Here is a 13,074-nt window from a genome sequence, read left to right as displayed (position 1 = left end):
GGCCGTTTCGACTGAACCCGTGACCCGCGGAGACGACTTCCGCCGAATCGGCTGCGCGGCGCCCCGACCGGCTGCGAGCGTGGTCGTCATGGACCTGGCGGACCGCGCCGCGGCGCTCACCTGGGCCGCTGTGGCAGCGGCGGCCTGGACGCACCTGGGCTACCCCCTGCTGATGCGCCGCGCCGCGGCGGGCGCCACCGGCCCGGCAGTCGCCGGCGGTCAACCAGACGACACGCTGCCGGCCGTCACGGTGCTCGTGGCCGCACTCGACGAGGAGCAGGTCATCGGCGAGAAGGTGCGCGACAGCCTGGCGCAGGACTACCCGCCCGCGCTGCTCGAGGTGCTCGTCGTCGCGGACGGGTCCACCGACCGCACCGCGGAGCTGGCCCGGGCCGCGGGTGCCCGGGTGCTCACCGCCCCGGTGCCGGCCGGCAAGAGCGCCGCGGTCAACCGGGGGGTGCTCGCAGCCACCGGGGAGCTCGTCTGCCTCACCGACGCGAACTGCTCCCTGGCCCCCGGTGCCCTGCGCGCGCTGGCCGCCGCGGCAGCGGACCCCCGGGTGGCGGTGGTGAGCGGCGCCAAGGTCGTCGTCGGTGCCGGGTCCCACGGCTCCGGGGAAGGCCTGTACTGGCGGCTGGAGTCGGTGGTCAAGGCCGGCGAGTCCCGGTTCGGATGCGTCATGGGCGCCCCCGGCGAGGTGTGCGCGGTGCGGCGCTCGACGTTCCGGCCAATTCCCCCCGGGGTCCTCAACGACGACTACCACCTGGTCTGCGACGCCCTGCTGCACGGTCACCGGGTGGCCTACGCCCCCGCAGCCCGGGCGGTCGAGACGGTCTCGGCCCGCGCGGCCGACGAGATGGAGCGGCGCACCCGGATCGCCGCCGGCACCTGGCAGACCTCGCTGCGGCACCTGCGCCTGGCCGACCCCCGGCGCGGGATGACGGCGCTCGCGTTCGGGTCCCACCGGCTGCTGCGCAACCACGTCGTCCCGCTCCTGCTGCCCGGGCTGCTGGCGACGTCCGCGGCGGCGGCGTCCCGGCACCGCAGCGCCCGCTGGTTGCTGGCCGCGCAGGTGCTCGGGTACGGGGCCGGGGCCGCCGGCTGGGTCACCGGCCGGCCCGCCCTCGGCGCTCCGACGCAGTTCCTGCTGACGAACGCGGCCGCCGTCCGCGGCGCGGTCCGGCTGGCTGCCCGGCGGCAGCCGACGGTGTGGCGCCGGGCCGCGCGCGGTCCCTGGGTACCGGCGGCTCCCACGCCGGCAACCTCAGGGAAGCCACTGCAGGAGCCCCCGGAGGAGCGCACGAGAGAGCTGGTGGCCTAGTGCACGCACTGCGGACCTCCCTCGTCGTCGGGAGCCTCGCCACGGTGACCGGGCTCGCGCTCGGCGTCCCGGTAGCCCTGGGCCAGCCGGCGTCCTGGACGGCGCACGCGACCGTCCTGATCCTGCCGGTGACCCCGGGGGCGAACCCGGACGCGCTCGCCGGCTACTACGACACGCTGAGCCGTGGCAACGTCCCGGCCACCTACGTGGCCCTGCTGGACGCCGGCGACCCGGCACCGTTCCTGGACACGGAGCTGGACCTGGCCGGCGGTGAGCTGGAGGGGCGCTCGCTGGCGTTCCAGGTGGTCACCGACACCAGCGTCATCGACGTGGCGGCCACCGCGGCCAGCCCCGAGGACGCCGAGGAGACCGCCGACGCCGCCGCCCGGTGGGCGCAGGAGTCCATCGCGCAGATGGGTTCGCCGTACCAGGGGCGGGTCGTCGGGACGGCGGAGGGCACGGCGAGCCTGTCGTCGATCGCGACCGGCTCGATGGTGACCGTCATGGCCCTGGTCGCCCTGGCGGCCGGGGTCGTCGCCCAGCAGGTCGCCTACCGGCTGCTGCGTCGACGGGTGGCCCCGGACGTGGTCGGACACCTCGTCGGGCCCGTCCCGCAGACCCCGGCCTCCCGCCGCACCGACCGGGTCGCCGTCACCGGCGGCCCGGACGACGGTGGCTGACCTCCTCACCAGCCCCGTGCTGGCCGTGCTGGTCCTGCTCCTGCTGACCGCGGCTGCGACGGTCGCCGTGCTGCGCCCGCGCGTCCTGCTCGCCGGCTACGCGGTGGCGGTCGTGACGAACGCCAGCACGGTCGTCGGCCCGCTCGGTCCGCTGAGCATCCAGGTCCTGCTCATCGGGCTGCTGCTGGCGGCCGTCCTCGTCGGCTGGTTGCGCGGCCGACTGCGACCCCGCTGGTCGGTGGTCTACCTGCTGCTCGTCGTCTACGCCGCGGTCCGGCTGCTGTCCCTGGTCTCGGCGCTCGACACCGCGGTGTCGACGGCGGCGCTGGTCGAGGAGCTCAAGCACGTCGTGCCGTTCCTGGCCGCCGCCGTGCTGATGTCCTCCACCGGGCGCGCGTCAGCCACGATCCGCACGACCGCGATGGCCGCGGTCGGGGCCGCGGCGCTGCTGGCCGGTCTCAGCCTGCTGCGGGAGACGCTGCTGCCGGGGGCGGACTTCGGCGGGTTCGTCAACGTCCCGGTCGGCGCGGACGTCGGCTCGGCCACCGAGCGGCACTCCGGCCCGGAGTCGGACCCCAACTTCTGGTCCCGGCACCTCGTCCTGCTGCTGCCGGTGGCGCTGGCGCTGGCCACCGACCGGCGCCTCGGCGCGTGGCGGCACGCCTGGTGGGTGGCCGCGCTGCTGATGGCGGGCGGGCAGTACCTGACCCAGTCCCGCGGCGGCCTGCTGGCCACGATGCTGGCTGCCGCGGTGTGGCTGGTCCTGTCCGGGGCGTCGTCCCGGCGGCTCATGGTCGGGGCGCTGACCGCCGTCGTGCTCGTCGTCGCCTTCCCCGGCACGAGCACCCGGCTGGCGACCCTGACGATGGTCGAGCCGGGTACGCCGAGTCGCACCGACCAGTCGCTGGTGGACCGGGCGACCGTGCAGCAGATCGCGCTGCGGATGGCGGCGGACCACCCGGCGACCGGCGTCGGGGTCGGCGGGTTCGTGGCAGCGCAGCCGGAGTACCGCCGACTGACAGAGACGCCGCTGTCCCAGCCGCTGGCCCCGCACAACATCTACCTCGAGATGCTGGCCGAGAGCGGGGTGGCCGGGCTCGCCGGCTGGCTCGTCCTCATCGGCGGGACCCTGGTCGTGTCGGCCGACACCGCCCGGCGGCGCCGGCGCCTCGGGTTGCCGGCGCCCCGGGCGCCGGACCACCTCGCCCGGGGGGTCACCGCGGGGCTGTTCGGGTGGGCGGTGTCCTCGCTGTTCCTGCACCTGGCCGGGTTCTCCGTGCTGCTGCTCGTCGTGGCGATGGTCGTCGCCGCCGACGTGCGGACGCGGGAGCTCGACGCCTCCGGCTTCCGCGTGGTCCGCGGCCCGGGGCTGGCCGTCCTCACCCGGCGAGTCGCGCGGGCCTCGGGCGTCGGCGTGCTCGCGGCCGCGGTCGCCGCCACCGTGCTCGTCGTGGCCAGCGGCGAACGGTGGGCCGCGACGACGACCGGGGTCATCGTCGGCGGTCCCGCGGGTGAGACCGCGTACACCCGGGACGTGCTGTCCCGCCCGCAGGTGATCGCGACGTTCAACGCGCTGGCGTCCCGTCCCGGGCTGCTGCACCAGGCGGCCGAACGGACCGGGATCGACCCGGCCCTGGCGGCTCAGGCCACGGTGTCCGCGCGCCACCGCTTCGGCAGCGACGTGATCGAGCTGACGACGACGCACCAGGACCCGGTGACCGCGAGCCGGCTCGCCTCGGCGGCGGGTCGCCAGCTGCTGCAGGACGTGGCGTTCAGCCAGGACCTCTACCGGTACGCGATACGCACCAGCGAGCCGGAGCTGCAGCGCACGACGACCCGTCCGGTGGGCCTCGCCGTGGCCTGCGCCGCCGGCGTGCTGGCCGCCGGCCTCGGTGGGCGCCGGCTGCTCACCCTGACGAGGCCGCTCGCTCGGCGATCGCCTCGGCGCACCTGCGCGTCCCCACCGGCGTCCCCGGCGCCAGGTCGTACGTGAGGTCGCGGCCCTCGGCGAGCACGGCGTCGACCGCGGACTCGACCCGGGCCGCGCGCTCGCCGTCCCCCAGGTGACGCAGCATGAGGGCGGCCGAACGGATCAGACCCATCGGGTTCGCCCGGTCCTGGCCCGCGTGGCGGGGTGCCGAGCCGTGCGCGGCCTCGAACACCGCGGCGTCCGGGCCGTAGGCGGCTCCGGGGGCCAGGCCCACCCCCCCGGCGACGGCGGCCGCCAGGTCGCTGAGCACGTCCCCGTACAGCATCCCGGTGAGCAGGACGTCGAAGGCGGCCGGTCGGCGGACCAGCTGGGCGCACGCGTTGTCGACGAGGGCGTCGTCGAGCTCGACCCCGGCGGTAGGACCGTCGCCGGGCCGTTCCGCGGCGACCTGCCGGCACACCCGCAGGAACAGCCCGTCGGTCTCCCGCATCACCGTCGCCTTGTGGACGACCGTGACCCGTCGCCGCCCGTGCGCCTGCGCCCACCGCAGAGCGAACTCAGCGGTGCGACGGACGGCGGCCGGGCTGAACGCCTTGAGCGACACTCCGGACGCCGAGACGTCGTCGGCGCCGGCGGCGCGCAGCGCCTCGACCGCGGCGGGTGAGCCGGGCGCCAGCTCCCAGCCGGCGTAGAGGTCCTCACCGGTCTGCCGGACGACGACGACGTCGAGCGGTGGGGCGCTTCCGCCGGCGACCGGCACCGCCCGTACCGGGCGGAGCTGGACGAACAGCCCGAGTTCGCGGCGCAGACCCGTGTTCGGTGAGCGGAAGCCGCCGTCACGGGAAGTCGACACCGGCCCCTTCAGCACGCAGCCCGTCCGCCGAGCCGACTCCACGGTGCCGGCCGGGACGGCGGAGGTCTCGCCACGGTCCAGAGCACTGCTGCCGAGATGCCTTGTGTCCCAGTCGATGTCGGCGCCGACGGCGTCCAGGACGAGAAGGGCGGCAGCGGTCACCTCGGGGCCGATCCCGTCGCCGGGGACGAGGGTGACGAGGTGGCCCATGCCCGAATCCTACGTTTGCCCCGCGCGCCGCACCGGCCGTTGTTACGTTGCTGGAGACGGCACGACGGCAGGAGGCTCCGGTGGCCCAGACAGCAGCGCGCAGGCCCCGTTCGGCGGAGATGAACCCAGGTCCGGGGTTTCGGTTGCGCCGGTCCGACGACCGCCCCGGGGAGGTGTTCGTCGACGCGTTCCGCGCCTACCCCACCCCCGACGTGTCGGACATGATGAACCGCCTGTACACGATGTGCGTGGCGATCCAGCCGATGACCGACCCCCGACTGTCCGTGGTGGGACCGGCGTGCACGGTCAAGGTCTTCCCCGGCGACAACCTCATGGTGCACAAGGCGCTCGACGTCGCCCGCCCGGGCGACGTCCTCGTCGTCGACGCCAGCGGGTCGACCATGACCGCCGTCCTGGGCGACCTGGTGTGCACGAAGGCCCGCCACCGTGGGATCGCGGGCGTCGTGGTCGACGGGCTGATCCGGGACCTGCCCGGCATCGCCGCGCTCGGCGACTTCCCGGTCTTCGCTCGCGGGGTGACCCCGATCGGGCCGCTGCACCGCGGCCCCGGGGAGATCAACTACCCGGTGAGCTGCGGCGGAATCGTCGTGCACCCGGGCGACCTCGTCGTCGCGGACGCCAACGGCGTGGTCGTCGTCCCGCTGGAGAACGTCAAGGAGGTGCACGACCGGCTCGAGGGCCGGCGCCGGGACGACGCGGCGTACGCGGCCTCGGTGGCCCGGGGCGCGTTCTCGAACGGCTGGGTCGACGACGTGCTGGACGCCGGTGGGCTCACCGTCGATGCGCTCTGACCGGCGTCCGACGGCCGGCGGACCGGCACGGCCGGCGCTGGCCGGGGGCCCGGACGCCGTCGTCCTGGGCGGCAGCTCGAACTCCCTCGCCGTGGCGCGGTCCCTGTCCCGGCAAGGGGTCCGGGTGCACGGCCTGTCCGACGGGGCGGGCGGCTCGCTGCTGCGGTACTCCCGGCACGTCGCCGGGTTCGTCGAGGCCACGTCGGCGTCCCGGGCACCCCAGGTCTGGGACGACTGGCTGGACCGTGCCCCAGACGGCGCGGTGCTGCTGCCGTGCAGCGACATCGCGCTGGAGTACCTGGCCACCCGCAGGCCCGCGCTGACTGCCCGCGGGCTGCGGCCGCCGGAGTCCGACGACGACGTCACCCTGGCGATGCTCGACAAGCAGCAGACCTACCAGCTGGCCCGGGCGGTCGGGGTCCGAGCCCCGCGCACCGCCACCCTGGAGGCCGGGGCGGACCTCGACCGGGTGGCCGCGGACTTCACCTTCCCCTGCGCGGTCAAGCCGCGTCACTCCCACCGGTTCGCCCAGGTGTTCGGTGTCAAGGCCGTCGTCGTCCGGGACGTCGACGAGCTGCGGCGCACGCTCACCGCGATCGACGAGGCCGGTCTGTCGGTGCTGCTCACCGAGATCGTGCCGGGCCGGGACGACGCCTACTGCAGCTACTACACCTACCTCACCCCGGACGGCGAGGCGCTGCTGCACTTCACCAAGCGCAAGCCGCGGCAGAACCCGCCCGGGTTCGGGCTCGGCACGCTGCACGAGAGCGACTGGGTGCCCGAGGCGGCCCGCGAGGGGCTTCGCTTCTTCCGCGGCGTGGGGCTCACCTGGATCGGCAACGTGGAGTTCAAGGTGGACGCCCGGGACGGCGGCCTGACCCTCATCGAGTGCAACCCGCGGTTCACCGCCGCGGACAGGCTCGTGCAGAACGCCGGCGTGGACCTTGCGGGTGTCGCCTACCGCCGGGCGGTCGGCCTCGACGTCCCGCCGGTGGCCGACTTCGCCACCGGCGTCCGGCAGTGGCACCCGTGGGAGGACGCCCAGGCGTTCTGGGCGTACCGGTCGGCCGGGCAGCTGTCCACCGGCGACTGGGTTCGGTCCCTGGCCCGGCGCCAGCACCTCCCGGTGTTCGACCGCGACGACCCCGCACCGACGCTCGTGCACGACGCGCGCTTCCTCCTCGGCAAGGGCCGGGGCGCCGCCCGCCGAGCGCGGCGCGCGGTCACCGCTGCGGGCCGGCCCCGGGCCTGAGCTCGCCGGGGGACGCGCCGGGCACGGCGTCGTCGACGGGACGGCGCGGGGTCGCCAACGGCCGGCGCGGGCTCTCCCGCATCAGCGTCTCCACGACGGCCCGGGCGACCGGCACCCGCGTGGCCACCTCACGGACCTGGTAGTGGTAGAGCAGCCCTGGCGTCGAGTTCACCTCGATCACCGCGCCGCCGGCGGAGCACAGCGACCGGGACGGGTCCGGGGTGATGAGCTCGACGGCGGCCCACCGCAGGCCCAGGGCGTCGACCGACCGCAGGACGTCGGCCTCCAACGGCCCGCCCACCGTCACCGTCTCGTGGTCGTGGCCGGCGGTCGCACTGGCCGCGCCCTTGACCGTCACCCGCCGCCCGGCCGCCGGCACCGAGGTGAGCCGCAGCCCGGCGTGCCGTACCGCGAGCTGGGTGTCGAGGTCCGGCGCGATCCCCCACTGCCCGTCCGCCCCGTGCGCGAGGACGCGGCGCCAGTTCTCCGCCACGACGAGCGCCGCGACGCTCGAGACCCCGTCCCCGACGACGACGGGCCGGTACCGCCGGACCGCGCCGACCACGCGGCCGTCGAGGACCAGCACCCGCAGCTCCGCGCCGTCGAGCTGCTCCTCGACGAGGACGTCGCGTGACCACCGGCCCGCGGCCACCAGCGCGCGGACGAGCTCGCCGGGGGTGCGCACGTCGCACACGACGCCCAGCCCGCCGCCGGTGTCCCGGGCCGGCTTGACGACGCAGCGCCCGGTCGCGGCGAGCAGGTCGAAGGCCGGCCCGGTGGCGTGCGGGCCGACGCGCACCGCCCGCGGGGTCGGGACCCCGCTGTCCCGCAGCAGCCGGCGGGTCGCCCACTTGTCCCCCGCCGTGGCCAGCGCCTCCTGACCGTCCAGCGGCACGAGGTTCGAACCGAGCTCGACGCAGTGGCCGTCGCGGTCCAGCCTCAGGGTCCCGCCCGGGCCCAGCTCCACCCGGGCGCCGGCGGCCTGGGCGGCGTCCCGCCACACGGCGGCGTAGGCACCGGTACGGGCGGTGTCGAGCAGCGGGGTGGTGAGCCGCGCGGACCGGCGCATACCCAGCAGCACCCCGACGGTACGCGGGTCGAGCACCGTGGCGGGCCACAGCAGCCGGTGCCGGAGACCGTCCACCGGGTCGCCGGCCAGGGCGAGCCGGACGAGCCACCGGTGCACCCACCGGCTCGTCGCTGCCCTCACCGGACCGCCTGCCGGGACGTCGCCGACCGGACCACCCCGACGATGTCGTCCAGCGCGGCCGGTGCGAGCAGGCGCAGCAGCAGCACCGCCGTGCCCGCGCCGGCGACCACGGTGGCCGCGAGCCGGCCCGGCCCGGGTGCCATCAGGCTGGTGACCGGCACCGCCCCGAGCAGGGCACCGGTCGCCGTGACGGCTGCGGGGACCAGCGCGCCCAGCAGCGCCCGGCCGGAGAGCCGGACGAGCCGGTGCACGAGGACGAGCCGGACCACCGCGTTGACCACGCTCACGACGAGCTGGGCACCGGCGATGGCCACCAGGCCGTGGGGGGCCGCGGCGAGCAGGGCCAGGACGCGCAGCAGCACCACCGGCACGAGCACCCGGGCCAGCACACCGGGCCGGCCGATGGCGGGGAACACGTCGCCGGAGGCGTAGGCGATCGCAGACACGCCCATCGCCACGGCGATCAGCGCCATCGGCCCGGCCGCGCCGGCCCAGGTGTCGCCGAGCAGCACGCCGGTAAGGTCCTCGGCGACGACGACCAGGCCGGCCGCCGCGGCGAACGCCGGCACGGTGATGAGCCGCAGGGCGCGCAGGACGACGGAGCCGAACTCCTCGGCGTGCACCGCACGCACCCGGGAGAACAGCGAGAACGCCACGCTGGAGACGATCCAGTAGATGTTCGCGAGGAAGAGCTCGGGGACGCGGACGGCGAGCAGGTACAGCCCGAGGTCCTCGGGACCCAGGCGGTTGCCGACGACCACGTAGTCGGCGTTCTCGCCGACCGCGGTCAGCAGCCGGATGGCCAGGACGGCGCCGCCGAACCGCAGCAGGGTGGCCGCCACGGACCGGTCGATCCTGAGCCGCGGCACGAACCGGATGGCCCACCACGTCGCCACCGTGCCGACGAGCTCCCCGGCGAGCAGACCACCCACCAGCGACCACGCCCCCGCCCCGCCCACCGCGAGCCCGATCGACACGACGGCCCGCACCCCGGCCCGGGAGATCTCGACGACCGCCCGGCGCTTGAACCGCAGGTCCCGGCGCAGCACGGCGTCGGGCACCTGTCCGGCGCCGCGCAGCAGCAGGTAGCCGAACAGCACCTGCAGGAGCAGCACGTCGTCCGGGACGCCGAACAGCGCGGCGACGAGCGGGGCCGAGGTGACCGCGGTGACGGTGAGCACGGCCGCGACCAGAAGGTTGAGGGTGAACGCCGTCCGGATCCGGTCGCTGACCCCGGTCTCCTGCTCGTAGACGACGGCGGCACCGACCCCGAGGTCGAGACCGGTCTCGACCAGGGCGATGAGCGTCAGGCCGGCGGCGACCACCCCGAACTGCTCGGGCACGAGCAGCCGGGCCATCGCCAGCGTGGTGACGAAGACGACGAGCTTGCTGCCGGCCAGGGACACCACCGCCCAGCCGACGGTGCGCGCGGCCCGCCCGGCGCTGAGCGACGTCTGCCCGGCCGGCGGCGCAGCGGTGTCAGCCACCGGCACCGCGGACCACCTGGCCGGCGGTGCGCAGCAGGAGCTTGCAGTCGTTCCAGAGCGACCAGTTCTCCACGTAGTAGTTGTCGAACCGGGCCCGGTCCATGATCGAGGTGTCACCGCGCAGACCGGCCACCTGCGCCGCCCCGGTCAGGCCCGCCGGCACCCGGTGGCGGGCCATGTAGAGCGGGAAGCGGCGGGCGAACTCCTCGACGAAGTACGGCCGTTCGGGCCGTGGCCCGACCAGGCTCATGTCACCGCGCAGCACGTTCCACAGCTGGGGCAGCTCGTCGAGGCTGGTGCGCCGGATGAACCGGCCGACGGGCGTCAACCGGTCGTCGTGGCTGATGTTCCAGCGCTGCGCCGACTCCGACTGGCCCGCCGGACGCAGGGAGCAGAACTTCAGCAGCACGAAGCAGCGGCCGTCCAGCCCTACCCGCTCCTGGCGAAACAGCACGGGGGACCCGATCCCGACCCGGACGGCGAACGCGACGGCGGCGAGCAGCGGCGCCAGGACGACGAGCGCTGCCGCCGAGGCAGCGACGTCGAGGACCCGCTTGAGGCGCCACATCTGGGTGCGGAACGGCGCCCGCCGGATGCGCACCAGCGGAGTGCCCCAGACCGTCTCCATGTCGCGGGTGGTGGGGCTCAGCTCGTAGAGCCGGGGGACGAGGAGGATCTCGCAGGCGAGCCGGTCGCAGGCGCGCAGCAGGTCCACCAGCTGGGCCTCGCGGATGGACGCGTAGGCGACCACGACCTCGTCGATCCGCTGGTCGATGATGACGTCGACGAGGTCACTGCTGCGTCCCAGGTGCGGCACCGGACGTCGCTCGGCCGGCAGCAGCGGGTCGTCGTCGAGGAACCCGACCGGCAACAGACCGGTCTCGGGGTGCTCGAGGAACGTCGTGGCGAGCTGCCCGGCGAGCTCGCCGCCGCCGAGCACGAGGGTGCGGTGGGTGACCCGGCCGCGACGCCGCGCCGCCCGCAGGAACGCGTAGACGACGGCCCGCCCGAGGGTGGCGAGGGCCGCCATCGCCCCCGCGGCGAGCAGCGTGGCCCGGCCGGCCCACCCGTCGAGGAAGGCGCCGAGGCCGGTGACCACCGCGCCGGCGATGAGGGCCCGGCCGACGAGACCGGCGACGTCGTCGAGGACGGACGGGGTGAGCCGGTTGCGGTAGAGCCCACCGACGGCGAACAGGGCGATCGTCAGGGCGCCCATCGTCAGCACCCGACGGGAGACCTCCTCGACGACGACCGCCGCCCCGGCGACCGCCAGCACGTCCACGGCGACGAGCAGCGCGGGCCACCACGGGGTGAAGTGCCCCTGCCAGGGCGGGCGAGGGGCCAGCGGTCGGCGGGTGAACCAGCCGGGACGGCTCCCGGTGGCCGGTGCCGACGTCGGCGCCGGGGACCGGCGAGGCGCGGGCACCTGCGTCGTCCGGGGGGTGCCGACGTCCGGGACGCCCGCCTGCTCGACGTCCGCCTGCTGTACCGGGAGGTCATGCCCCGGCCCCGTGGTGCTCTCCATCAACCCGGCCTCCTCGTCGTGTCCTGATGACACGGGAGGAGCCGGGGGCAGGCCCAGGTGCTTTACCTCCGCTTGACCCTTATCCGCGACGATGTCGCGGGAGCGTCACGAGGACGTGACGCGGCGTCACGCTCACTGGGAGGTGTGCACGGTGAGCTGGGCACGTTCGAGCCCTTCGGTCACCACGAGCTCCACGGCGTCCGCGGCGTCGGCGAGCAGGAACGGCAGGTCCGCACGCTCCGCCGGGGAGAAGTCCCGCAGGACGTAGTCCGCCGGGTCCATCCGCCCGGGTGGGCGACCGATCCCGCACCGAAGGCGCACGTAGTCCCGGGTGCCGAGGGCCTTGCTGATGTCTCGCAGCCCGTTGTGGCCGCCCTCACCGCCCCCTCGCTTGAGCCGCAGCGTCCCGAACGGCAGGTCGAGCTCGTCGTGCACGACGAGGACGTCGGTGGGCTCGACGGAGAAGAACCGGACCAGGGCCGCGACCGGACCGCCGGAGACGTTCATGTACGTGGTCGGCTTGGCGAGGACCACCCGGGGGCCGGGGGCCCCGCCCGGCAGCGTGCCCAGTCGGGCCTCGGCGACGGCGGCCCGGCTGCGGTGGGCGCGGAAGACTGCCCCGGTGCGGCCGGCCAGCTCGTCGAGGACCATGTGGCCGACGTTGTGCCGGTTGCCCGCGTAGCCGGCGCCGGGGTTGCCGAGCCCGACGACGATCCACAGGTCGGTCACGGGGCGCTCCTGGTGTGCGGGCGAGGGGACGGCGAGGTGCGTCGGGGCCGCCGTGACGGCGGCCCCGACGACGGGTCACTCCTGCTCGGTGTCCCCGGCCGGCGAACCCCCGGCGGGCGCCGCGGCGGCCTGCTCGGAGGTCTCGTGCGCGATACCGACCTCCGCCTCGGCCTCGGCCAGCTCGGCCTCCAGCGCGGCCGAGGTCATCGCCTGGGACACGTTGACGACGAGCGCCTCGGGGTCCGTGACCAGCGTCGTGCCGGGGGGCAGCTCGATGTCACCGGCGTGGATCTGGGTGCCGGCCCGGAGGCCCTCGACGGAGACCTCGACGCTCTCCGGGATGTGGGTGGCCTCGGCCTCGACGAGCAGCGTCTGGTGCTCCACGGTGACGAACGTCTCCGGCGCGGCCTCGCCGGTCACGTGGACGGCGATCTCGACCTCGACCTTCTCCCCGCGGCGCACGACGACGAGGTCGACGTGCTCGATGAACCGCTTCACCGGGTCCCGCTGGACGTCCTTGACCAGGGCCAGAGTCGAGCGCCCGCCCTCGATCTGCAGGTCGAGCAGGGCGTTGGAGTGCTTGAGCGCCAGCATCGTCTCGTGGCCCGGCAGGGTGATGTGCGTGGGCTGCTCGCCGTGGCCGTACACGACGGCGGGGATCTTGTCCGCGCGGCGGATGCGGCGGGCGGCACCCTTGCCGAACTCGGTGCGGACCTCGGCGGTGATCTTGTTCTCGGACACGGCGCATCGCTCCTGGGCTGGGATGGTGTCTGGCTGGGACGGTGTCGTTCGGGCGGTGGCCTCGACGCGGGGCGCGGCACGGTCGCAGGACCACCGCGTCGATCACGGACGGACGGCTGGCCAGCCGTGCGGCGTCCCTCGCCGAGGCAACCGGGCGAGTCTAGCCAGCGCCCCTCCGCTCGCCCAACTCGCCCAACTCGCCCCACCCTCCCCCGCGACCAGCCAAGCCCCTCTTCGTGATCATGCAGTCCCGCCACCCACCGACCACCGTCCGGCTCACAGAATGCTGGGTTGGTGGCGCGACACGCCGGCCAGGCCGGGCCG

At 75.3% G+C, this 13,074-nt stretch carries 11 protein-coding genes; 5 read left to right on the top strand and 6 right to left on the bottom strand.

Translation table 11 applies throughout. The features are described from left to right. Positions 1 to 19: 19 nt before the first annotated feature. Genes ACFP6A_RS04305 through ACFP6A_RS04295 form a run of 3 tightly spaced genes read left to right on the top strand, consistent with a single transcriptional unit; the run spans position 20 to position 3,994 of the window. Entirely contained in the window at positions 20 to 1,321 is a 1,302-nt protein-coding gene (locus ACFP6A_RS04305) for a glycosyltransferase (protein WP_379601821.1), read from the top strand. Continuing rightward, positions 1,321 to 2,001: a hypothetical protein gene (locus tag ACFP6A_RS04300; RefSeq protein ID WP_379601820.1), complete on the top strand. Its 681-nt coding sequence runs from the start codon at positions 1,321 to 1,323 to the stop codon at positions 1,999 to 2,001. Before ACFP6A_RS04305 ends, ACFP6A_RS04300 begins: the two co-directional genes overlap by 1 nt. Beyond that, positions 1,994 to 3,994, top strand: coding sequence for an O-antigen ligase family protein (locus tag ACFP6A_RS04295; RefSeq protein WP_379601819.1), 2,001 nt, complete (start codon positions 1,994 to 1,996; stop codon positions 3,992 to 3,994). Before ACFP6A_RS04300 ends, ACFP6A_RS04295 begins: the two co-directional genes overlap by 8 nt. Here the strand turns inward: ACFP6A_RS04295 and ACFP6A_RS04290 are convergent. Continuing rightward, positions 3,909 to 4,994, bottom strand: a complete 1,086-nt coding sequence (locus ACFP6A_RS04290) for an isocitrate/isopropylmalate dehydrogenase family protein (RefSeq protein WP_379601818.1) — start codon at positions 4,992 to 4,994, stop codon at positions 3,909 to 3,911. The two genes, ACFP6A_RS04295 and ACFP6A_RS04290, sit on opposite strands and share 86 nt — an antisense overlap. 80 nt (positions 4,995 to 5,074) lie before the next feature. Here ACFP6A_RS04290 and ACFP6A_RS04285 point away from each other — a divergent pair, with 80 nt between their 5' ends. Then, positions 5,075 to 5,806 carry an RraA family protein gene (locus ACFP6A_RS04285; RefSeq protein ID WP_379601816.1) on the top strand — a complete coding sequence of 244 codons (732 nt, stop codon included), beginning with the start codon at positions 5,075 to 5,077 and terminating at the stop codon, positions 5,804 to 5,806. Then, positions 5,796 to 7,058: a hypothetical protein gene (locus ACFP6A_RS04280; protein ID WP_379601815.1), complete on the top strand. Its 1,263-nt coding sequence runs from the start codon at positions 5,796 to 5,798 to the stop codon at positions 7,056 to 7,058. Before ACFP6A_RS04285 ends, ACFP6A_RS04280 begins: the two co-directional genes overlap by 11 nt. Here ACFP6A_RS04280 and ACFP6A_RS04275 read toward each other — a convergent pair. The 5 genes from ACFP6A_RS04275 to ACFP6A_RS04255 form a co-directional block, all read right to left on the bottom strand. After that, on the bottom strand, positions 7,030 to 8,268 hold the full coding sequence (locus ACFP6A_RS04275; protein WP_379601814.1) for a hypothetical protein: 1,239 nt from the start codon (positions 8,266 to 8,268) through the stop codon (positions 7,030 to 7,032). The genes ACFP6A_RS04280 and ACFP6A_RS04275 overlap by 29 nt on opposite strands. Continuing rightward, positions 8,265 to 9,755, bottom strand: coding sequence for an oligosaccharide flippase family protein (locus ACFP6A_RS04270; RefSeq protein WP_379601813.1), 1,491 nt, complete (start codon positions 9,753 to 9,755; stop codon positions 8,265 to 8,267). Before ACFP6A_RS04270 ends, ACFP6A_RS04275 begins: the two co-directional genes overlap by 4 nt. Continuing rightward, on the bottom strand, positions 9,748 to 11,280 hold the full coding sequence (locus ACFP6A_RS04265; protein WP_379601811.1) for a sugar transferase: 1,533 nt from the start codon (positions 11,278 to 11,280) through the stop codon (positions 9,748 to 9,750). The genes ACFP6A_RS04270 and ACFP6A_RS04265 overlap by 8 nt, the downstream gene beginning before the upstream one ends. A gap of 132 nt (positions 11,281 to 11,412) precedes the next feature. Further along, a complete protein-coding gene (gene pth / locus ACFP6A_RS04260) occupies positions 11,413 to 12,009 on the bottom strand; it encodes an aminoacyl-tRNA hydrolase (RefSeq protein ID WP_379601809.1) in 597 nt (198 codons plus the stop codon). A gap of 75 nt (positions 12,010 to 12,084) precedes the next feature. Continuing rightward, a complete protein-coding gene (locus tag ACFP6A_RS04255) occupies positions 12,085 to 12,750 on the bottom strand; it encodes a 50S ribosomal protein L25/general stress protein Ctc (RefSeq protein WP_379601807.1) in 666 nt (221 codons plus the stop codon). Between the last annotated feature and the right edge of the window lie 324 nt (positions 12,751 to 13,074).

It is taken from the genome of Quadrisphaera sp. GCM10027208 (genome assembly GCF_042658805.1).
GTDB lineage: Bacteria > Actinomycetota > Actinomycetes > Actinomycetales > SCSIO-59966 > SCSIO-59966.
This window is presented reverse-complemented; position numbering and strand designations above follow the sequence as displayed.